At 43.5% G+C, this 21,868-nt stretch carries 18 protein-coding genes and 1 riboswitch; of the genes, 2 read left to right on the top strand and 16 right to left on the bottom strand.

All coding sequences use genetic code 11. The features are described 5' to 3' along the window. Positions 1 to 150: 150 nt before the first annotated feature. Both NST62_RS06375 and NST62_RS06370 read right to left on the bottom strand, forming a co-directional pair. A complete protein-coding gene (locus NST62_RS06375) occupies positions 151 to 987 on the bottom strand; it encodes a DMT family transporter (protein WP_141602486.1) in 837 nt (278 codons plus the stop codon). Positions 988 to 1,179: 192 nt separating this feature from the next. Then, the gene (locus NST62_RS06370) at positions 1,180 to 1,902 is read right to left on the bottom strand and encodes an NAD-dependent deacylase (protein WP_342463234.1); all 723 of its coding nucleotides are present in this window, start codon (positions 1,900 to 1,902) and stop codon (positions 1,180 to 1,182) included. Between the two features lie 218 nt (positions 1,903 to 2,120). Here NST62_RS06370 and NST62_RS06365 point away from each other — a divergent pair, with 218 nt between their 5' ends. Then, on the top strand, positions 2,121 to 3,461 hold the full coding sequence (locus NST62_RS06365) for a hemolysin family protein (protein WP_342463233.1): 1,341 nt from the start codon (positions 2,121 to 2,123) through the stop codon (positions 3,459 to 3,461). 30 nt (positions 3,462 to 3,491) lie between these two features. Here NST62_RS06365 and NST62_RS06360 read toward each other — a convergent pair whose 3' ends face one another. From NST62_RS06360 to NST62_RS06315, 10 genes are all read right to left on the bottom strand, one after another. Continuing rightward, positions 3,492 to 4,379, bottom strand: coding sequence for an alpha/beta hydrolase (locus tag NST62_RS06360; RefSeq protein WP_141602483.1), 888 nt, complete (start codon positions 4,377 to 4,379; stop codon positions 3,492 to 3,494). A gap of 163 nt (positions 4,380 to 4,542) precedes the next feature. Beyond that, the gene (locus NST62_RS06355) at positions 4,543 to 5,664 is read right to left on the bottom strand and encodes a CapA family protein (RefSeq protein WP_141602482.1); all 1,122 of its coding nucleotides are present in this window, start codon (positions 5,662 to 5,664) and stop codon (positions 4,543 to 4,545) included. A gap of 343 nt (positions 5,665 to 6,007) precedes the next feature. After that, the gene (locus NST62_RS06350) at positions 6,008 to 7,186 is read right to left on the bottom strand and encodes a lipid-transfer protein (RefSeq protein WP_141602481.1); all 1,179 of its coding nucleotides are present in this window, start codon (positions 7,184 to 7,186) and stop codon (positions 6,008 to 6,010) included. A 25-nt stretch (positions 7,187 to 7,211) separates the two neighbouring features. Further along, positions 7,212 to 7,982 (bottom strand): 3-hydroxyacyl-CoA dehydrogenase, encoded by a 771-nt coding sequence (locus NST62_RS06345; RefSeq protein ID WP_141602480.1) that lies wholly within the window; start codon positions 7,980 to 7,982, stop codon positions 7,212 to 7,214. A gap of 70 nt (positions 7,983 to 8,052) precedes the next feature. Further along, positions 8,053 to 8,514, bottom strand: a complete 462-nt coding sequence (locus tag NST62_RS06340; RefSeq protein ID WP_328216637.1) for an acyl-CoA dehydrogenase family protein — start codon at positions 8,512 to 8,514, stop codon at positions 8,053 to 8,055. 129 nt (positions 8,515 to 8,643) lie between these two features. Then, entirely contained in the window at positions 8,644 to 9,444 is an 801-nt protein-coding gene (locus tag NST62_RS06335) for an AAA family ATPase (protein WP_087959892.1), read from the bottom strand. After that, positions 9,437 to 10,690 carry an IS481 family transposase gene (locus NST62_RS06330; protein WP_099232911.1) on the bottom strand — a complete coding sequence of 418 codons (1,254 nt, stop codon included), beginning with the start codon at positions 10,688 to 10,690 and terminating at the stop codon, positions 9,437 to 9,439. Before NST62_RS06330 ends, NST62_RS06335 begins: the two co-directional genes overlap by 8 nt. Before the next feature lie 140 nt (positions 10,691 to 10,830). After that, entirely contained in the window at positions 10,831 to 11,388 is a 558-nt protein-coding gene (locus NST62_RS06325; protein WP_087959845.1) for a DUF6431 domain-containing protein, read from the bottom strand. Between the two features lie 605 nt (positions 11,389 to 11,993). Continuing rightward, positions 11,994 to 13,160, bottom strand: a complete 1,167-nt coding sequence (locus NST62_RS06320) for an IS256 family transposase (RefSeq protein ID WP_342463232.1) — start codon at positions 13,158 to 13,160, stop codon at positions 11,994 to 11,996. A gap of 94 nt (positions 13,161 to 13,254) precedes the next feature. Continuing rightward, positions 13,255 to 13,716: a polyprenyl synthetase family protein gene (locus tag NST62_RS06315; RefSeq protein ID WP_246045900.1), complete on the bottom strand. Its 462-nt coding sequence runs from the start codon at positions 13,714 to 13,716 to the stop codon at positions 13,255 to 13,257. Positions 13,717 to 14,031: 315 nt separating this feature from the next. Here NST62_RS06315 and NST62_RS06310 point away from each other — a divergent pair, with 315 nt between their 5' ends. Then, entirely contained in the window at positions 14,032 to 15,429 is a 1,398-nt protein-coding gene (locus NST62_RS06310) for a hypothetical protein (RefSeq protein ID WP_342463231.1), read from the top strand. A gap of 52 nt (positions 15,430 to 15,481) precedes the next feature. Here the strand turns inward: NST62_RS06310 and metA are convergent, their stop codons facing one another. From metA to NST62_RS06290, 4 genes are all read right to left on the bottom strand, one after another. Beyond that, entirely contained in the window at positions 15,482 to 16,420 is a 939-nt protein-coding gene (metA, locus tag NST62_RS06305) for a homoserine O-succinyltransferase (RefSeq protein WP_141603305.1), read from the bottom strand. Between the two features lie 95 nt (positions 16,421 to 16,515). Continuing rightward, a riboswitch (SAM riboswitch) is annotated at positions 16,516 to 16,625 on the bottom strand. Between the two features lie 72 nt (positions 16,626 to 16,697). Beyond that, on the bottom strand, positions 16,698 to 17,459 hold the full coding sequence (locus tag NST62_RS06300) for a hypothetical protein (RefSeq protein WP_342463230.1): 762 nt from the start codon (positions 17,457 to 17,459) through the stop codon (positions 16,698 to 16,700). Positions 17,460 to 17,463: 4 nt separating this feature from the next. Next, positions 17,464 to 21,222, bottom strand: coding sequence for an AAA domain-containing protein (locus NST62_RS06295; RefSeq protein ID WP_141603307.1), 3,759 nt, complete (start codon positions 21,220 to 21,222; stop codon positions 17,464 to 17,466). A gap of 95 nt (positions 21,223 to 21,317) precedes the next feature. Then, complete coding sequence (locus tag NST62_RS06290) at positions 21,318 to 21,740, bottom strand: thioesterase family protein (RefSeq protein ID WP_141603308.1); 423 nt, start codon at positions 21,738 to 21,740, stop codon at positions 21,318 to 21,320. Positions 21,741 to 21,868 lie beyond the last annotated feature (128 nt).

Genomic DNA, 21,868 nt, shown 5'->3' with positions numbered 1-21,868 from the left:
ATCGTACCTCTTTCCTATTAGTGTTTCCCCATAATTATATATATTGTGCTACTACATCAATTGTTCATGGAAATATAAAATGAGGGCCGGTTTCGCCCCCATGATCATGTTTCCTGTTTGCTTTCAATGTATAATGGCTTTTCCATTCAATTAAAACTTTGTGCAAATCATGCCCAACAATGCTGTAATGACACCGAGGATCTGATACATTTTTAACTTCTCGTGAAAGATGAGACTACTTCCGCAAACGACCACTAAACAGCTCAATGAAACGATGGAAAATACGATGCTGGCAACTCCTTTTTGCAACGCAAAAAAATAGCAGCTATAGGCGATGACGCTTAACAGGCCGACAACTGCGCCAATTTTTAATTCTGACTGCTGCCATTTTTCATGGACAAGGAAGCTGTTTGCAAGCAAGTAAACTGCGCCTCCGCCGTACATGGCTATTAACATGTTCAATGGAACAATATGCATATAAGTCGATGTTTTCATCAATATTCCCAGAATGCCGAGGGAAAGAATCGCAAAACAAATTCTCATCATCCAAGGCAAATATTCTACATGGATATCACTGGAAGGTTTATATTGTATCGCCACAGCTGAACATAACATGATGAAAATCCCCGTCCATTGCAATACCGTGATATGCTCATGGAAAATCAATGCGGCACTTAAGATGGGAATAATGGTATTTAAACTGATTAATGAACTTGTAATGCTTGCCGGCCCCTTCTCGAAAGCTTTCGACATTTGAATATTGCCGTTGGTATTCAAAATTCCGATCAATGCTCCAAGGAGAATGGTAGCCAGGTTCATATGATGGATTCTGACAAATAATCCATAAGTGGCCGTAATCAGAAACGCGAATAAATAGAAATAAAGTTGAATATGTATTTTGGAATAGCCTTTGGCTGTACTCCATTTAAAAATCATATTATTGGTGCCAAAACAAAACATAGTGGACAATGCAGCCCCGATCCACATACGTAAGCCCCTCTCTTGATGTCGTACATTTTATTCTAGGTGAAAACAGGAAAAATTCAATGTCCATTTAAACGACGATTTGCATTATTTTAACGTTATTTTTCTCGTTAAATAAAATTTCTATAGGAAAACACGGAATTGGTCAAATGAAAAAAGACCCGTTTTCTGAGACTCGGGTCTTGATGTTTTTGATTACTTGTTGGTGGAGAGCAATTCATCCAATTTGATCAACACTTCTTTCGCCTTTCCTTCCAGAATGCAGTCAAAGTAGGATGCATGGGAAGCAATTTCTTTATTGATATACACCTTTTTTCCTTTTGTCATCATTGGGAGCTGGTTGACCGGATACACTTCCAGACTTGTTCCGATGACAATGACCAGATCTGCGCTTTGTATGTTGGATAAAGCATTTTGCCATGCTTTCTCCGGCAACATTTCGCCAAACAGCACCACATTGGGCCTCAAATAACCTTGGCAATGCCCGCATCGTTCCTTTGCCAGGAAAGACTCTTTTGATGCACTTTGTCCGCATGAATGGCAGCGAAAGGTATAAATCGAACCATGCAGCTCATCGACGCATTTGCTGCCAGCCTGGAAATGGAAGCCATCCACATTTTGAGTGGCGATTCTGTGGAGAATCCCATCTTTCTCCCATTTTGCAAGAATATGATGGCCTTCATGAGGAGCGCATTTTTCGAGCAAACGAATCCTCATGGAATAAAATTCATGAAATAAAGGATAATTGAACTCCAACGCGTCCACTGTCGCCACCTTTTGCAAATCGGTTTTGGTCCACCAGCCGGATGCGGACCGGAAATCCGGGACTCCGCTTTCCGTGGACATTCCTGCGCCTGTCAACACCACCGTTTTTTTCGAAGAACGAAGCCAATCAGCCACTTTTTGCAGATTGTTCATATCACCTACTCCTCTCCCCTGTTCTTACCAATAGTTATCTCATAAAAATTAAGAACTGAAAATAAAAATGTAAATTATTTAAAACACTTCCCGTCGAATTTGCAGCTAAATTTAACGAAAGCCAATGTTTAAATTTTTAGTCACAATAAATTAAAAACACCCTTTTTCTGCTTTATTATAATATAAAGGTGATTACCCCAATCATTGGAGGATTGTTTATGTCAACCCTGATTGTACTCATTCTGTTAATTTTTTTGAATTCTTTTTTTGCGGCATCGGAATTTGCCCTTGTCGAATTGAATGAAATCAAAATCAAAAAACTTGCGAATGAAGGGAATCGAAAAGCGAAATTATTGGATAAATTAATTTCCGAACCGAGCCGATTTTTAAGCACCATCCAAATCGGCATTACATTGGCGGGCTTTTTGGCCAGCGCCTTCGCTGCGGATAGCTTTTCGGATGAATTTGCCGCATTCTTGTACGATGCAGGCGTACCGTTGACGCTTGAAACGCTCGATATTATCTCCGTCGTATTCATTACGGCGATTTTGTCCTATTTTACCCTTGTATTCGGGGAACTCGTGCCCAAAAAAATCGCGTTGCAACAGGCAGAAAGGGTAGCCAATTTAGTCGTATATCCCTTAATCGGCATTTTCTATGTCTGTTATCCCCTCGTTAAGGTGCTCAGCCTTTCAACAAGTGCAGTGCTCCGCTTATTGAAAGTGGATGAAAAAGTCATCCGTGAAGAAGCTACGGAAGAGCAAATAAGGCTGATGGTCGAGCTGGGAGGCATCCAGGGAACCATTAATAAAAGCGAAAGCAAAATGATTCAAAACATTTTTGAATTTAATGACAAATTGGTTTCCGATATTTTTACCCATCGCGTTGATATTGCCGCCATCCCGGTTGAAGCGACCCTGGAAGAGACGTTAGCGATTGTCGATGAAAACCGCTATACCCGCTTTCCCGTTTATGAAGAAGATATCGACCATATCGTCGGCATTTTGCATGTAAAGGATTTGCTGCATATTTTGAGGCAAGTCGATGAAAAAGAGGAATTTCAATTAAAAAACATTATTCGAAAACCTATTTTTGTCATTGATTCATTATCCATTGATGTATTGTTTCAAACCATGAGAAAGAGCGATGTCCATATGGCGATTGTCATCGATGAATATGGAGGTACGGCCGGGCTTGTCACAATCGAAGATATCATCGAAGAAATTGTCGGAGAAATCGAAAGCGAGACAAATGCGGAAGAAAAAGAAATTCAAAAAATAGGACCGGATCAATATTTAATAAAAGGCGTCACCCATTTGTACAAAATCGAAGAACAATTGAATATTCATTTGCCATCCGAAGATTTTGACACTTTGAACGGATTTTTATTGGAACATGTAGGACAATATCCTTTCAAAAATAAAGTGTTTGAATATGAAAATTTGCGCTTCCAAATCGTTGAAGCGGATCAACATCGTATAGAAAGCGTCATTTTAACAGTATTGGAAAACAAAAAGAAGGAAAATGAAAATGACGGTGAATATCGTAAGGAAAAATAAAATGGCGGGAAGGAGATCCTTCTCGCCAAATTAATTCATCAAAAATTCGGCGGTCAATTCGTGGCCACGCATAAAATCGGGAGAACCGGGAAAATTCTGCATAAAACCGTGGACATTTCCGTCAAAACGGACATGCTTGACGTCAACACCGGCTTGTTTTAACAATTCCGCAAACTCTTCCCCTTCATCGCAAAAAGGATCATATTCGGCTGTAAAGATTAATGTTGGAGGCATTTGCGCCAATACCTCATTTTTTACGTCAAAGGGAGCATAATAGGAAACAGATGCATCCTTGATGTTGGAGAGGGATAATGAATGCAAGGAAAGGTCGATTCCGTATTTCCCATTAAAAAGCGCTCTTGAAAAATGCGGACTGTCCTTTATTTGTTGGTCAAAATGGATGATTGGATAATGTAATACTTGTTTTTTAAACCGGATATTTTCTTGAAGGATGAAATGAAGGACAATGTTTGCGGCAAAATGCGCGCCGATGCTTGGCCCTCCAATCGCCAGTTGGTTCGGAAGACCTCCCAATTCTTCCACATGATCAACAATCCATTTCGTAGCGTCATAACAATGACTGAGCATCTTCTCTTCACGCCCTGGTGTGCAATAATCGACGGCGATCACTTTATATCCCGCCAATGAACAAATCAACCGGCAACTGACATCGTGGGTTTCAATCCCACCAGGAATCAAATTTCCGCCATGGAAAAAAATAAATACAGGATGTTTCTCTTCTTCATTGGGTGTATAAATCCTGATCGGGATTTCCGCACTCCCTGTTTTGACAAACCGTTCTTCTATCCGAAATACCTTGGGGCGTTTATCCAACGGAGGATTTTTAATTTCGATTCCCGTTTGCCTTGCTTTCGGAAATTGCCGAAAATATTGTTCAATGTACAAATGAATCGGCATTCACTCACTCCTTTCTTTTTACATAATGGTTATCAAATGTTCCATACTAATCGATGTACCGTATCTTTAGAATGCGCAAAGAAGAAAAGTGTATAACAAAATAAAAAAGCTAAGTATAGCCATTGAAGCAAGTTTCTATACTTAGCATGAAAAATTAAGTTGTTCAATTAACCGGTTCCCATTCGATAAATGTCATTTCCGGAACATATTGGCTCATATGGGATTTGATTTCCTCATAAATTCCATAGGCATTAGGAAGTTCTTCGTTTGTTAAACGATAGAGAGGGACAATTTCGTAGTTTCTCCAATTTTGGAAAGTTACATAAGTCGGCAAAAATTGAGGATTCAATATCTCCACCAACGTTTTTTCATTCCCCTCTTCATCATATAATACCGTCTTTTTTACATCCAGTTGTATGATTCCGCCGATGCGGGTGAAGGGAAGGTCTTGCCCGGATAAAAAATTGCCCAAGGAATGAATGACAAATGTCTGATTTCCTTTTTCCCCGGTATACCATTTTGCAGGCTGCAGCACATGGGGATGATGAGCAAAGACGATATCGGCCCCGAAATCGGCCAAGTGTTGGGCTATTTGATCCTGATACTGGTTAAATTGCCGTTGATACTCGTTTCCCATATGTATGTTCACGACTACCACATCCGACATTTCTTTCGCCTTTTCAATATCCGATTTCATTTTATCCAAATCGATGTAATTGACGTAATACTCTTTTCCTTTGGGTACAGGAATTCCATTTGTTCCGTATGTGTAGCCCAAAAAAGAAAAAACGATGTTATTTTTTGTAATGGTTTTAATTTGCGCCGCTTCTTCTTTTGTTGCAGCACATCCTACATACGTAATCCCGAGCTCGTTCCAGTGGTTTGTTGCGTTCAAAATGGCGCGTTCTCCCCTGTCCAGTACATGGTTATTGGCCATATTAACTACATCCACACCCGCATCTTTTAACGCATCGCCAAGTTCAAAAGGACTGTTGAATGTTGGATAAGTGGAAAGGCCGATTTCTTTTCCCCCGATAATGCTTTCCGAATTGGCAATGGTCAAGTCCGTACTTTCCAAATAAGGCTTTACTTGCTGAAACATTTTTGAAAAATCGTAGCGGTTATTCCCGATGTACGCATCATCATAGACCGGTTTGTGCAATAAAACATCGCCCACCGCCGAAATGGATGCAGTGTATATTTCCGGTTCTTTCGGTTGAACTTCCGGCTCTTCCTCTTCCATGGGAGGATTGGGCGGAACAGGGACATTAGAAGGAGCCTCCATTTCCGTATTACATGCCGCAAATAGTAGCGTTACTAATAGAACTAATAGATATCGGACTATTTTCTACATCTCCTTTATGAAAAGCTTTGTACATATACTTTGGGCAATACCCGTTTCTTTTTTCCTAATGCCTTTGTTTCATTTTAAAAACTGTTTTCCCTTATGGCAATGCTTTTCCCAATAATAAAATGTGAAAAAATCATGGCTTTCAAATAAAAAATGCCCGGAACAATAAAGTTCCAGGCATTTTTGACACTTTATATAAAATCAGGATACATTTATCGTAATAGTATCAATCCTGAAGATTATAATGCTTTTTGAATCAACAATTGATGTTCTCTTTTTAATCTTTTTGATACATTGTAACGACCGCTGCGCCTCCTAGACCGAGGTTGTGCTGCAGGGCGATTTTGGCGCCTTCCACCTGACGATTGCCCGCCTCTCCCCGCAGTTGCCAAACGAGTTCCGCACATTGGGCCAATCCCGTTGCCCCGATTGGATGTCCTTTTGACATCAATCCACCTGACGGATTGATGACATACTTTCCGCCATACGTATTGTCCTGATCATGAATGAGTTTTTCCGCTTCCCCTTCATCGCAAAGACCTAAAGCTTCGTAAGTGATGACTTCATTCGGCGTAAAACAGTCATGCAATTCGATGACATCGACCTCATCAGGGCCCAGACCGGCTGTTTCATAGACTTTCCTGGCAGCGCGTCGGCTCATGCCATAACCTACTAAATTCAGGTTGTTTTCATAGCTGTCAGGCTGATCCGTTGCCATTGACTGGGCGATGATTTTGACGGACTGTTTCAAGTTATGCTTTTTCGCGAATGATTCGCTGCAGACGATTACTGCCGCCGCACCGCATGTCGGCGGGCAGGCCATCAATCTTCTCAGCCCCGGATAGATGATTGGTGAATTCATCACTTCTTCCAGTTGAAGTTCCTTTGTAAATAATGCAAATGGATTATGGGCCGCATGTTTTCTGGACTTCACCGCCACCTTCCCAAAAATCTCCGGATGTGCGCCGTATTTTTTCAAATATTCAAGCCCCGCTGCAGCAAATACCTTTAACGCAATCGGGCCATCCGGCAAGTCCGGATTCAATTCTATAAACCTTTGTTGAATCCATTGAAACGGCGAAGTGCGGTCCGGCCAGTTTTCCCCGATTGCCCCCGGTCTCATTTCCTCGAATCCGAAGGCAAGCACACAATCGGCCGCACCGGATTCCACCGCCTGGCGGGCCAAAAAAAGGGCTGTGGAACCGGAAGAACAATTGTTATTGACATTGATAATGGGCATTCCCGTCATTCCGACCTGGTACAAAGCCGTTTGTCCGCATGTACTGTCGCCGTAGATATAGCTGGCATAGGCCTGTTCCACATCGTCCAGTTCAATCCCGGCATCTTTCAGCGCCCCTTCAATGGCCCTGGCAGCCATCACTTCATAAGGTTCATTGTTTCCAGGCTTTTCGAACTTGACCATGTTGACGCCAATGATTCTGGCATGGTTTGTCATATGGATCCTTCCTTTCATGAACGGATTATCTTGGCGACATGCGGATTGCGCCATCCAGACGAATCACTTCGCCATTGATATATTCATTTTCCATCAGAAATGTGGCCAGTTCCGCATATTCGGACGGACGTCCCAGCCGTTTCGGGAATTCCACGCTTTCCGCCAATTTCTGAAGGACCTTTTCCGGCAATGTCTTTGCCAACGGCGTCATGAAAACCCCGGGCGCAATGGTATTCACCCGGATACCAAATTCCGATAAATCGCGGGATAACGGCAATGTCATCCCGGCGATCCCCGCTTTGCTTGCCGCATATGCCGCTTGTCCCATTTGACCGTCAAATGCGGCAACGGAAGCCGTATTGATGATGACGCCCCTCTCGCCGGAATCGGTATAAGGTTCATTGTTTTTCATTTCATTCGCGGCAAGTCTTAGCACATTAAAAGTCCCGATCAAGTTCACATCGATTACTTTGCGGAAAGTCTCCAATGGCAGAACGCCTTTTTTTCCGATCGTCTTTCCCGGTGTCCCGATTCCTGCGCAATTCACACAAATATGAATGGCGCCGAATGTATCGATGACCTGCCGGATGGCATGCTGCACGGATTCATCATCCGAAACATCCACAACCGAATAACGCACCTGATCACCTAAACGCAATGCTTCGTCTTTCGCTTTCTTTTCGTTTAAGTCGAAAATAAACACCTTTGCCCCTTTTTCTACTAATTTTTCAACGGTAGCCAAACCCAAACCGGAAGCTCCTCCGGTCACGACTGCCACTTTGTTTTGTAAATCCATCTATGCTCCCCCTTACTCATTGTTTTTGATATATCAGAAATCTCCCTGCTCTTTGGGAGAAATGTTTATACTATTTTCCCAGTACATCCCTGCTGATGATTTCTTTCATAATTTCCGATGTGCCGCCATAGATGCTCTGTACCCTTGCATCCCTGTAAGCCCTTGCAACCGGATATTCTTCCATGTAGCCGTAACCTCCAAATAGCTGGAGGCAACCATCGACAATTCTTCCCTGCGCTTCGGTGGAAGATAATTTTGCAATGCTTGCATCAGCCGTGGAAAGTTCCCTTTTGGCGAGCAAATCCAGGCAATGTTCCGCAAATACCCTGTTGATTTTTGCTTCGGCGGTCATCTCCGCAATTTTATGGCGGATTGCCTGGAACCGGCTCAAAGGTTTGCCGAAAGCTTCCCGTTGATGGAGATAATGAATGGTCATTTCCAGAATTCCTTCCATTCCCCCGCATGCTCCCACTGCCAGAATGGTTCTTTCTCTCGGCAGTTCTTTCATCAAAATGACAAAACCCTTGTCCAATTCCCCCAGAATTTGCGTGGAAGGGACTTGGACATTTTCAAAAAATATTTCAGAGGTAGATTTCCAGCGCGCCTGATGGATCGATGGAAAAGAGAAAGCACAAAAGAGGCCGATTCGGCCCCTTTCGTGCTAATACCCCATTTCCTCTGCGGCCATGCGCACCATTTCTTCGTCAATGGCGTCCTTTTTCAGCTGGTACCCGTATAACAGGCACGTCGTGGCCAACGTGTTGATCACCCGAGGCCATCCCCGCGACTGCAGGGCAATCGACTCTAACGCCGATGGGGTGAAGATCGGATGCTTCGCCCCGGCCTGTTTCATCCGATGTTCGATGTAGCCCGCCACCTCTTCCTTCTCCAGCGGCCCCATCCGGTATCGCATGATGATCCGCTGGTCGAGAGGGCGGTGCTGATTGAGCCGCAGCTTCCCCTGTAAATGGGGCAGCCCGGCCAAAATCAAGACAAATGGGTTGGTCGAATCCATCTCAAAGTTGAACAAGATCGCGATGTCCTGTAAAAATGCATCCTTCGCTAAATGCATCTCGTCCAAAATGAACACCGGCGTGATCCGCCGTTCATGATACAATCGCTCGATCGCCTGCTGGATTTGGCGGAAGAGGTCTACCTTGCGGTACTTCGGTTCCTCTCCTAATCCCAAGGCCAAACCACGGTAAAAATCCATCACGCCTCCGGTGGATAACGGAAAGTAGACGACATGATACAATGATGGATTCAATGACTCTTTCAGCGCCCGAAGGGCGAACGTCTTGCCCGCCCCTGGCTCTCCGATTAACAGCCCGATCCCCCGGGTTCGTTTCACGTACTCCAGCGCCCGCAACGCTTCCTGAAACGGCGCCCCTTGATACGCCTCGGACGGGTCTGTTTCTTTCGCAAACGGCTCCCGCGAAAGGGAGTAAAACGATTTATACACCGTGTTCTCCCTCCTTCGCCGGAATCGCCGCAAACGGGGACCGATGGCGTTTTACATAGGCGTTGTCCTCCAAACGAACCCGAACGGCCTCCGCCACCTTCCTTCCATCTTCGTACACATAGACGCCCCGTTCGTCATAGCGGAGTTCAATCGATTGCCCAATGAACCGGGGCGGCACTTCATACAGCTGCTTGTTCAAGGTGATCGTTCCATCGGCTTTGACCTTGCGGTGCTCCCGCTTCAGAAAAATCGCATCCAGCCAATCGCCATCTTCGATGAACGACACGAGATGCACTTGCGATTGAAACACCTCATGCGGCGTTTTTCCGTCCAGCGAGGCGTGCGGTTTTCGATGATACTCCTCTTCAAGCCACCTCCAAAAGCGCTCGTTCAGCTCTTCGAGCGACTTCGGGGGATCCAACTCCAGCAGCGGATAAAACCGCGTCTGTACGGTGCGGAAGAACCGTTCGATTTTCCCTTTGCTTTGCGGGTCATACGGCTGGGTGTGGATGAGCGTAATTCCCATCTCGGCGCACGCATACTGCAGCACCTCGGATCGATAAATTTTCCCGTTGTCCGAGTAAATGCGCTTCGGCTTCCCGCAACGAAGCACCGCTTCCTTCGTGACGATCCGCAGCCCGTCAAACTTCTCCGAAGGGAAAAACTGCGCGTACGGCACAAACCGCGAGCAGTCATCGATATAGGCGATCAAAAACGTTTTCTGGGCTTTCCCATTGACTCGAATCGTTGGTCCATGGGATAAGTCCCCTTGCCAAAGCTCATTGATCTGGTCATACGCAAAGCGCTTTCGCTCCGGCATGGGCAAGATTTCTTTCCCGACAAGGTTGTGTTTTTTCAACAATCGGTATATAGTAAAGTAAGAGGTATGATTTTCTGGGATTTCCCCCTGCTCGATCAGGTGTTCGTAGAACACCGTCACGGGCATGGTGGGATGTTCTTTTCTTAGGGCTAAAATATGATCCTCATCATCGGGCGACAGACGCCTTGAGTGGCCGCGGTCCGAACGGCGCTTCGGCTTTAAGGCGTCAAAGCCCCCTTTTTTGTATCGGGTGCACCAATCGAGGATCGTCTTGGCTGCGATTCGTTTGTCGCCCTGGTGGGGAACATGGTGCACTCGCTCGCTCACCTCTTTCAGATACGTCTTCGGTTCCACCTGCCCATTCACCAACGGAGCGATTAGCCCGTACCGAAACAGGGCAATGTCGTGTCTCATCGACTCATCCATTCGAATCTCCTCCTTGTCTCACTTGGAATCAGGACCGTTCCGGTCCGTCTGCCCTTATCGTACCGGATCGCTTTTTCTCCGTCGATAGGAAAGGTTTGTGGGAACCTCAACTATTTCCAATTTAGGATATGTATGTAAAATCAGGATCCCATTTGATTCGCAAAAGGGTGTCGGAATCCGTCCTCCCACATGTCTCTGATGACCGAATAGAGACCGTGTTTCTCCAACGTCCGGATCCACCAGGAAGCCCGTTCCTTTTCTTTTTTCACGATAGGGCCTATGATCCTCCACCGCCTCGCAAAAAAGCTGTGAAGGTTTGATAGGTTTCGGCAGAACCGCCGGACATAAAAGATGATGCCGTCCTTTGTCGGGAGAAACGGAGCCCGGTTCGTCCCCTCGGTCAATCCCAACTGCTCTTTCACGACTTGCCATATGGCGGACAACGTATACTGAAAATACGGGAGGAGAAAGGAAGGCAGCACACTCACCGTCTTCAAGCATTCCCGACAGCGATACCGGACAATCCAAATGCGATAATCACCATGTGGGGTCAATGCGTTTCGCTCATAGTAACCGTGGCGGTGCAACGGGCGCTTGGCCCGGCAATGCGGACACTTTTTCAGAAGAGGGAAGTCGTTTTCTTTTCCACGCTCTGCATACGTTTGGACGTCAATGCCAAAGTCATGAAATTGAATCACGTCCTTCTCCCCCTCCTATGAACCGATGGATTTTCTCTTCCGAAATAATTCACAAAAAATTTAGCACATTCTTTCAGAAAAGGGGAGAGGGCTTTCTGAAGGAATGTGCAAAAAAATGGCTCTTTTGTTCCGAAATAAAGTGATAATTTACACTTTATGTTTCTTCGTTTATTCTACACTTCGTTTTTTCACAGCGGCGCGAATTATCTGCTGATCGATTTGCAAGTTCATTTGTCGGAAAAAAATGTGCAAAGGAAACTCTTAGTATTCTGCAAAAACAGAAACTTGTCCCTGAAAAAAGTTATAACTTGTTTGAAACTCACCCTAGTATTAAGAAGAGAATAGAAAATATTAGTTAACATGTACCCTTTGTAAAACATTTTTTACATATTACTTTACACTCGTTCTCTATAAATTTTTTAATTCTAACAGTTCCATCGGTACCGTCAAGAATTTTGTGTAATGTAAATGGGGTAGGGTTTCTCTGAAATGGATTTGAATTGATAGGGGACTGATTTTCTCCACACAGGAGACTGAATATTCAGTCTCTTGTGTGGAAAGGGAGAATCCCCTTATCGTATTGGTTTGATATTTACATTATTTGGTTAATTGTAACGTTCTTCAAATATTCGCTCGAGGGCTTCCTGTGCTTCGGCAAATCCTCTTAACTTTCGCCCTGCCCATTTCTCATTAAAATCTTGAATGGTCAAATACACGATTTTTTCAGCGGCTTCTAAACTATTCAAACTGTTCATCGGTTTTAGGCGTTTCCGAATCTCCTTGATCGTTCGTTCGATGGCATTCGTCGTGTAAATCACACTTCGAATACTACTTGGATCATCCATACATGTAAGGAGGACATCCAACTCATTGGCCCAAGATTGAACTTCTCTCGGATACTTGCTTGACCATTTCGACTCAAACTGTTGAAACATCTGTAATGCCATCTCCTTATTCGGCGCGCGATAAATCAGCTTGAGGTCCTCTGCCACTTCGAATTGATCTTTTTTCCGAACACGATTTAAGGTATTACGTACTTTGTGCACGACACAACGCTGCACATCGGCTTTCGGATACACCGCCTTAAAGGCTTCCTCCAACCCCGGTAGTCCATCGAATCCGCCCAGAAGCACTTCCTTGACGCCTCTGTTGTATAGTTGTTGAAGAATCTCCTGCCATACATAGGCGCTTTCTTGTCCTCCCACAAAGAAATCAAGAATTTCGCGATATCCTTCTTCGTTCACCCCTAACACCACATAAATGACTTCTTTCTCCACAGTTTCGCGACGAAGTTTTACGTATAAACCATCCAAATATAAGACGGAATAACGCTTGTGCAGTGGACGAGTGTGCCATTTCTCGATGTCTTCCTTCACTACATCGGTAATACGGCTGATCGTTGCAGGAGAATAGGCATTGCCTAAAATTCGTTCGATAAACTTGCCAATTTCCCGTGTACTCATGCCACTTTGATACATCCTGATGATGGCTTCCTCCAGCCAGCCGGTGTGGCGTTGGTAAGGGGCAAACAGCTGCGTTTGAAATTCTCCGTTTCGGTCTCTAGGGACCAAAAGACCTTCAATCCGGCCATATTGCGTATCTAGATTTCGTTGATAGTAGCCGTTTCTCATATTTGATGTTCCGGCCTGTTCTATTTCGAGGAAATTCTTGATTTCTTCCCGCATGATCAGTTCTAATTTTTCCTTTACAAACTGACGAATGACACTTTCCAGTTGATTTGCCCAGTCGACATTCGGTATACTTTTAGACATAGGTAGGGTTCTCCTTTCTCTGGAATGTTTGGGTTCAATCAGAGAATACCCTACCTTTTTTCTTTTGGTCTAGCAAAATGCTTTACACAAAATTTTATACATCATCTGGAAGCGAAATTTTTTTTGTTTTAATATCGTTTTTCTCATCCCAGCGAAATAATGCACATAAATCATTGTCAATTTGCGCGGCAATTCCTAAATTCTTAGCATACTTTTCAATAATGGGAGAATTGTTTTTATCATCCGCTAACGCAGCCCCTACTAAACACGCCATTGATACTAAAGCTCCAGATTTTTTCTCTACCATTTCCAGATATTCGGATTCCGTCTTTATATCATAAGTGGCATCCATATGTTGTCCGTTAATGCTTTGTAGTAAATGGGATGAAATATATAACTGTACTTTTGCTTTTTTATCATCATCATTTATCAAATCGATAATAGCTTGTTGTCCTGCTAACAATAAACCAATCGCAGAATGAAGTGTGGTTATATTCGGCGCATTATTCCAAACGTATTCTAAGCTGTCCTGATCAATAGAGGAGAGCTTTTTCACTTTTTTCAGTTTTTAGAAATGGAAAGTATCCATATTTATGGTGCCATTTTTAATTCCATCAAAATTTAACCATTTTTACAATTGTTTTCGCAAAGACTGTGAAAGGTGCCAAGCGTGAATTGAATTATGGTCACCAATCCCCTGATAAAAGAGCGGCTAATAGATCCTTCCTTGCTATACTATTAACCTTATCTCTTTCATCTGTTATACCGTTTAAGATATCTTCTTAATAAATTTAGTAATATACTTCCCAGTACACACCCATTGGTCATTTTCCTCATATCCTAAACAAAAAGAATGGAAGGAAAGTGGCCTATGGAAATCGAGTTGTCCGCATTGCATTGGATATATGTTGTTTTCATCATGCTCATTATCGGGTTTATGGTGAAACGGCGGGATACAACTTTGGTCTGTTTGGTTGGGATCTTTTTGCTCTCCATGGCGGCGACCGGGGATTTTGTGCTTTCTTTGAGGAAAGTGTTTGAAAGCTTCGTCTTTGCCATTGGTGAATTGCTCTCCACCATTATGATCATTTGTATTATTGTCGCCATGAGCCGGGTGTTGTTAAAAACGGAGATTAATGAAGTCATGGTCTCCCCATTTTCAAGAATTATTAAAAATCCTGCATTGGCTTACTGGACAATCGGAATCTTGATGATGATCATCTCCTGGTTCTTCTGGCCTTCCCCTGCCGTGGCGCTTCTGGGAGCCGTTTTATTGCCTGTAGCGATCCGGGCGGGGTTGCCTGCGCTTGGCGTCGCGATGGCCATGAACTTGTTCGGGCACGGCATCGCTTTATCCGGTGACTTTGTCATCCAGGGAGCTCCAAAGTTAACCGCTGATGCGGCCGGCCTTCCGGTCAGCGAAGTCGTTTCCGCCAGCGTGCCGCTGGTCATTGTGATGGGTGCCGTTACGACATTGGTGGCTTTTTTCATGCTCAGACGGGATATGAAACGGGGAACCATTGAAATGGAAGGAAACTTTGATGGCGCGAGGAAAGACCAGGAGGAAGCCGAGCCGCATCTGTTGTCCCAAAACCAAAAACGATTTTTCGCTTTCCTGATTCCCGTTGCCTTTTTGTTGAATGTCGTGGCCATGTCCATCTTTGATTTGTCGGGAGGAGACGCAACGGCTCTCATCGGTGGCACAACCCTCGCCCTGCTGCTCGTCCTCTCCATGTTTGCCCACAAAAATGAGGGATTGGAAAAAACGACAAGTTATTTAATTCAAGGATTCCAATTCGGCTTTAAAGTGTTCGGTCCGGTCATTCCCATTGCGGCCTTCTTCTATTTGGGGGACTCCGGATTCACCCAGATCATCGGGGATTACTTGCCGAAAGGTTCTCACGGAATCATCAATGATTTAGGAAGCGCTTTGGCATTTGTTGTACCGTTAACGACGGAAATTGCGGCGATGACGGTTGCCGGAGTCGGCGCCATTACAGGCTTGGACGGTTCCGGGTTTTCCGGCATTTCATTGGTGGGATCCATTGCCAATCTTTTTGGAACGGTGATTGGCGAAGGAACGGCTACCCTGACCGCTTTGGGGCAAATTGCAGCCATTTATGTCGGAGGGGGAACATTGGTGCCTTGGGCGCTCATTCCTGCGGCGGCCATCTGCAACGTCAGCCCGTTTGAACTCGCCAGAAGGAACTTGGTTCCCGTTGTCTCCGGACTTGTTGTGACTACCATTGTAGCCATGATTCTCATATAAAATGAAAAGCTGTAAAAATTCTTCATAAATCGAAGAATTTTTACAGCAAATTTTAAATGTAATAATCGATGGCGTCATCCACAAAGTGCCATTCGTATGGAGTTTCTTGATATACGTAATAGTTCAGCCAGTTATAGAACAACAAGTGCGCATGGGCTCTCCATGTATTTTTTGGAGGTTTTGTCGGATCGTTATCAGGGAAATAATTCTCAGGTATTTCTACCGGCAAACCTTTCTTTATGTCACGCTCATATTCTTCCGCAAGGGTTGTTGCATCATATTCCAAATGTCCGGTGATCATGATGTGTTTATGGTCTTTCGATTGGATGATGAATGGCCCCACTTCCTCGGAATAGCTGAGCAATTCCAGTTCCGGATGTTGTTGCACTTCTTCCAGCGACACGGTAGTATAACGGGAATGCGGCGCCATGAATTCGTCATTGAATCCTCTCACTAAATCGTTTGTCAAATCGGTGATCACATGTGCGTATACCCCGGAACATTTTTTCGGCAATTCATATTTGCCGATTCCAAAATGATAATAAAGCGCAGCCTGTGCAGCCCAACAGATATAAATAATCGATGTGACATTCTCTTTCGCCCAGTCCAATATTTCCGTCAATTCTTTCCAATAGCGTACTTCCTCAAATTCCATCCGTTCCACAGGCGCACCGGTAATCACCATTCCGTCAAAACGGCGGTGTTTAATTTTGTCAAAGGTTTTGTAGAACATTTCTAAATGGCTTTTGGACACATGCTTAGGTTCATATGTAGCCGTATTCAGGAACGTTACATTGGTTTGCAGCGGCGTATTGCCGAGCAGGCGCAACAATTGCAGCTCCGCTTTTTCTTTTTCCGGCATCAGATTGAATACCAAAATATTTAATGGACGGATGTCCTGCGATAAAGCGCGGTCCTCTTCCATGACGAAAATCTTTTCGTTTCTCAATATTTCTCCGGCAGGCAAATTTTTTGGAATATTAATTGGCATTCTCATGTCCCCCATTTCTCAATCTATTTAATAAAAAAACCCTGCTCACTCCGGAAAGAGAATGAGAGGGTACAAAAAGTCTCTTCTTGCACACTCTCTTATCTCCCAAGGCAAGAGCCTTGCTGGAATTAGCACCTTTCTAACGTAATGTTAGAGGTTGCTGAAGTTTCATTGGGCCAAGTCCCTCCACTTCTCTTGATAAGAAAGTATTTCATTGCCATATAAAATTAAGAATATCCTAACATATCCTATAAAGAATTGCAATCTCTGAGCTATTTTATTTCGCTCTGAAATTTAGCCGTCCACTCCATTTTTCCTTTTCCATAATTTCTTTTTCTAAGCAGGAATCCCAATTATTAAATAATGTATTCCATACGCGCGGGAATAATTCCTTGTTTTCTGCGTTCTTTACGATGAATTCGATGCACGGCACATCATTGATTTGCGTATTCTCCATCGATAGAATGGACTTGATTTCTTGACGGGTTTCTTCCAGTTCATCCCTTTTCAATGCTTGAATTTCCTTCATGACAAAATCTTCGTTGATAAGTTTAACCTCTTCTTCTTTTGTATAACGATATAGCTGATCCGGAAAATCATCAAAATCCAGGACTTCGTCAATATCTCCCTGGAGGATTTGATGATGGACGGGGCTATATAACAATTCGATAACGGCAGGCTCCAATGTTTCCTCGAATATTCCCCGCCCATATTGCCTCTTTCCTTTTTTAGTCAACCGATATACATTATCTTGCCGTTCCAACAGTCCGTTTTTTTGCATTTTTCTCAACAAATCTTCAATAAACAGCGGTTCCACAAGCAAAATTTCACTCAGTTGTTCGGCGTTTTCAAAAGAGGCTTTCTGACAAGAAAATAGCAGGATTTTCATTAAAATATCCATCGTTTTTTTCCGAACCGGCTGATAAGCGACTTCATACGTATACATCGGAATGCACCAAATGTCCGTATGAATGACGGTTTCTTGATTGTCTTTTTCCAATTGATTGATTAATTGTTGCTGCAAATGTTGGAGTTCCATTTTGTCAGTTGTACGTCTCCTTCGCTGCTTTTCTCAGGCCCTGCTGCCGCTCTACAACTTCATATAGATGCTGATACATTTCTTTCGTTTCGTTTCTTTTCGTCCGTTTTGTAAACATTTCGGAACTGCCGATGATTATCAACAGTTCCCGTGCCCTTGACAAGGCAACGTTCAACCTGCGGTAATCTTTCGCAAACCCGATTTCTCCGTGAGGATTGTTGCGAACCATGCTGAGAATGATGACATCCATTTCCATACCTTGGAATTTATCAACGGAGCCTGTCCGAATGTTCAAATGAGGCAAATCCAGTTCACCGATCAATTGATTGACACGATTCACCTGCTCCCGGTAAAAACTGATCACTCCGACGCCCTTTAAAGCATCCGGTTCCATCAGGCCTTGTTCCTTCGATTTTTCCGCCGCTTCATTCAAATCCATCAGCAATTTCCGAATCATCGCAAGCTCAGAAGGATTGAACAAGCTGGCTCCTTCTCTCATCCTTTCTTCATAATAAGCCGGTTCGTTCGGAAAATCAAACCATAACAAATGCTCATTGCGCTTTACATATTTTCCGTTCAATTTATGGTCCCGCTCTACGTCAGAGTTTTCCAGGCCGCATTTCAGCGAATCCTTGCCATGTTGATAGAACGGAGTGATGGTTTGCATAATTTTTTCATGCATGCGATATTGGATTCCCAGCATTTTTTTGTTTGTATTTGGCAAATTTTTATAAAGACGTTCAAACAATGATTCTTCCAGCAGTTTTTCAAGTTCCCGTTTTTCATCAAAGTCCTTCGTTTCCTTCATGATTTCTTCCAGCGTTTCTTCAAAAGTCTCATCGCCGATTAACGGCGGCAATTGATGATGGTCGCCGACGAGGATAATTTTTTTCCCTTTCAACATAGGAAGCAACAATTCCGGCGGTGTCGCTTTCGACACTTCGTCAATGATGACGACATCAAAAACTGGATAATTGTCCATAAATTCTTTGTTTGCGGATGCCACACAAGTCGTCCCGATGACGTTGGCATGCTTCACATAAAGTTTCCGGATTTCATCCAAGTCCTGCTCTGTCGCACTGTTTAACAGCGAAAACCATTCTTTTTGGATTTCCTGCGCAACCGGAAGCAGCTTGATTTGCTCCTCCAATTTTTCGATTTTTGTGCCGCAGTGTATTATTTCTTCTTTCGTTTGTTCGAGTTCCAACTCGGGCTGTTGTGTGACAAGTTTCTGCAGCTGTTCCACTTTTTTCTCCAAAGCGATGCCTTGGCGGTGAAGTTCCTTCAGCTCGTTTTGCAGGTTTGAATGCTTTTCCTGATGATCGGACAGCGCTTTTTCTATTTCATCGATTTCCTTTATGAGCTCAGTCTTTTGCTGTTCATAATTTCGATATGTTTCCTGTTGTCCTGCAAGGTTTTCAATTTTTTCCTGCAAAGTGCGAATAACGGCCTGAAGTTCTTCAACGGAAGGAATAAAGCCGGTATTTTCCACTTCCAAATCGGATAATTCCTTTTCAACTTTCTCCATTTGCAATCGAAGCTGCGCTTCCTTCGCTTTTAAGTTTTCTACTTTCTGTTCGCTGAGACCAACTTTTTCCAAATATTGTTCCAATACTTCCTTTTTCAACTTTTCAAAGACGACTTTAGATTCATCCGCCAACGATTTTAATTGATACAATAAATCATTGATATAAAGCCTTCTTAAATACAACCCCCTGATCGAAGGGACGCCGTTTTGCCGATTGATTTTTTGCTGCTTGAAAGCCATGGCCAGCTTGTCCAAAAACTCATCCACTTCATGCAGCGAATAGAAATGATTTGGAGGAAGTTCCACCGGTTCAATCCGGATCTTTAGCGTTTTTTCATTGTATGCTATCGCTTTTTCAATCCGTTCCGCAATTTGCTTGGCGGGTTTCAATTTGATGATTTTTTCATGGATTTTCTCCATATCAAGCAGTAGCTGATTGATGACAAAACCTCTCCGGATTTCATGAAAGTCAATAAACTCTTCCACTTCGTACAGTTTCTTGAATGATTGCAGTTGAGCGATGTGTTCCTGGACTTTCTCTTTTGTAGACTCCAATAAGTATATTTCATGGACGGTTTGCTGCCATAAGGATTGAAGTTCCTTTAGTTTTTCTTTTGTTTGGACATAATGGATGCAGTTTTCGCTTTCTTTGATCAGCTTCTTTGCTTCTTGAATTTCCTGCTCTGTTTTCTGTAACCCATTTCCGGAAATAATGTTTTCTACCTCAGCCAATTTCCCTTTTCGTTCAATCAGTGAAGATTGAATCGTTTCCGCCGTTTTTGCAAGTTTCTCTTTTTCCTTATTCAGCGAAATCTTTTGTTTTTTCAAAGCCGCTATTGCTTTATGGATTTTCTTCAATTCTATTTCTGCATGCTTTTTCCTTAATACTTCATTTTCAAGATCTGCTTCTTTTTCTTTCAGCTGTTCCATTCGGCGGCGGCAATTTTCCATTTCATCGAGCAGCAATTCTTCTTTTTGGCCGTGCAGGCCGATTTCCTTTCTAATGGCTTCATACGTTTGACGTTTCCAGTATTCCGCCACATTTTCCTCAATAAACTTTTTCCCTTCTTCTTCAATGCTTTCCGTCCGTCCATATCTCAAAATCCGAATGTCCTTATTGGACAATAGTCTTCCAAGTGCATTATCCACCGCCAAGTTGGATTGGGAGGCGATAAGCGTCTTCAGCCCCATTTTCACGTTTTGATAACAAATTTCGGAGATGACCGTTGTTTTCCCGGTTCCCGGAGGCCCTTGAATCACATACAAATCTTCCGTTTCAAGGGCGCCACGGACCGCTTCTTTCTGGTATTCATTTAGCCGGTTATGAAATTCGATCTGGAGCCGTTTTTTTCGCTCAGCCACATTCGGACGATCTTCAAATAAAAAGTTTTCGAGATTCGGGATTGCCGCAAGCCCTTCCTTTAAATGCTCAAAACCTTTTAACAAGCGGTTCAGCTGGGATTTAGTAGAGGCATTGCTGAACGTGATGGAGTCTGACGGGAAATCTAGTGCATCCAGTTTTACAAGCTTGGAGACTTGAGGAGTCAGTTCAATATCGACTGTTTCCTTCTGGGCGTTTGCCTTGATCACTTCCCCCATTTCATTTTTGAAGCCTCTCAGATAGGCATTCATTCCTTTCAGCAGTTTCCACTCTTTGCTTTCGATGCCGCGAAGTTTGAGGGAGGCAACTGAAAAATCGGGAGAGAAAGAAATCGATTGGATGCTTGCTTCGATGTCATCGATGTCCGCATTTTTATATAGCACTTTTAAATAGCTTTCCCAGCCTGCAATTCGTTTGTTGACATATTCATATTGTTCCTTTGCAACCGGAAGTTCGGCTATGGTTCTTAAAAACAGCTCAGGGTATGTATGTCCGCTGATACGGGTAGGCGCAAAATGAATTCTCATCGCCTTTCTTCGGTTGGTTTTGACAGGAGTTTGCTTTCCCTTTGTCCTAAAGTTTTTGGCAATGAGGCCATTCTTTACATCAAACACGCAGTCAAGAATCACGACCCGCTCATTCATCTTTTTCGCCAATTTTTCGTTTTTCCGGTTGTCAAAATAGATGGACAAGGAGATGCCCGTTTCTTCAATCGATTGTTTCTCCAAATACACAACAAAAGACTGTTGCAACTGAAAAAAGGCATGTTCATCGGTAAAATGTTCCTTGATGGCTTCCCGAGCCGTATTCGTCAACACAATAAAGCATTTTATAAGCTCGAATGTTTCCCCCATGAACACACCTCCTTTTTCTCACAAACGACATTATAGCAAAAATCCTTCGGCCGTTATAGATTCAAACCATAATAAAAATGACTAGCATCCACTAGTCATTTCGTTCGGGCAATTTCGTGGTATTTTGCATCCCAGGCAGGATCGATTTTTCTAAGCGGCACCGGTCTGAAGTTGTCTTTCTTTACCAAAATATTGACCGTCGTCCCGGTTGCCGCAACCGAACCGTCTTCGTGCAAAATTTCATATCCATATGTAGTGCGCAATTTATCATGGTGTTCCACCCAAGTTCTGACTGTTGCGGTTTGTCCATAACGCATCGCTTTTTTATATTGAACGGACAGATCGATGACAGGAGAGACGTAGCCCATTTCCTCCAATTTGGCATAATCATAGCCTAGATCACGGATAAGTTGCGTCCTTCCGATTTCCATCCAAACTACGTAGTTTGCATGGTAGACAACGCCCATCTGATCCGTGTCGGCATAGCGCACTTCCACTTTCTTTTCGCTGACAAACATAAAATCACCTCTATATCAGTATACCTTATAGAAAACTCCCTGCAAATGGAAGCAGGAAAAATCTAAAAGGATATCTCATTATTTACCAATTATAGAGAAGGAGGTTTCGGGAAATAATGTACTATACC

The sequence above is a fragment of the Ureibacillus sp. FSL K6-8385 genome (genome assembly GCF_038593155.1).
Taxonomy (GTDB): domain Bacteria; phylum Bacillota; class Bacilli; order Bacillales_A; family Planococcaceae; genus Ureibacillus; species Ureibacillus terrenus.
The sequence above is the reverse complement of the archived record's forward strand: the minus strand, read 5'-3'. Positions and strand labels throughout refer to the sequence as shown.

Coding starts and splice junctions, on each gene's coding strand:
- NST62_RS06375 (WP_141602486.1), bottom strand. CDS start 987: ATGTGGATCGGGGCTGCATTGTCCACTATGTTTTGTTTTGGCACCAAT.
- NST62_RS06365 (WP_342463233.1), top strand. CDS start 2,121: ATGTCAACCCTGATTGTACTCATTCTGTTAATTTTTTTGAATTCTTTT.
- NST62_RS06360 (WP_141602483.1), bottom strand. CDS start 4,379: ATGCCGATTCATTTGTACATTGAACAATATTTTCGGCAATTTCCGAAA.
- NST62_RS06300 (WP_342463230.1), bottom strand. CDS start 17,459: ATGGAACTCCAACATTTGCAGCAACAATTAATCAATCAATTGGAAAAA.
- NST62_RS06320 (WP_342463232.1), bottom strand. CDS start 13,160: ATGTCTAAAAGTATACCGAATGTCGACTGGGCAAATCAACTGGAAAGT.
- NST62_RS06310 (WP_342463231.1), top strand. CDS start 14,032: ATGGAAATCGAGTTGTCCGCATTGCATTGGATATATGTTGTTTTCATC.
- NST62_RS06370 (WP_342463234.1), bottom strand. CDS start 1,902: ATGAACAATCTGCAAAAAGTGGCTGATTGGCTTCGTTCTTCGAAAAAA.
- NST62_RS06290 (WP_141603308.1), bottom strand. CDS start 21,740: ATGTTTGTCAGCGAAAAGAAAGTGGAAGTGCGCTATGCCGACACGGAT.
- NST62_RS06350 (WP_141602481.1), bottom strand. CDS start 7,186: ATGACAAACCATGCCAGAATCATTGGCGTCAACATGGTCAAGTTCGAA.
- NST62_RS06330 (WP_099232911.1), bottom strand. CDS start 10,690: ATGGATGAGTCGATGAGACACGACATTGCCCTGTTTCGGTACGGGCTA.
- NST62_RS06295 (WP_141603307.1), bottom strand. CDS start 21,222: ATGGGGGAAACATTCGAGCTTATAAAATGCTTTATTGTGTTGACGAAT.
- NST62_RS06355 (WP_141602482.1), bottom strand. CDS start 5,664: ATGGAGGCTCCTTCTAATGTCCCTGTTCCGCCCAATCCTCCCATGGAA.
- NST62_RS06345 (WP_141602480.1), bottom strand. CDS start 7,982: ATGGATTTACAAAACAAAGTGGCAGTCGTGACCGGAGGAGCTTCCGGT.
- metA (WP_141603305.1), bottom strand. CDS start 16,420: ATGCCAATTAATATTCCAAAAAATTTGCCTGCCGGAGAAATATTGAGA.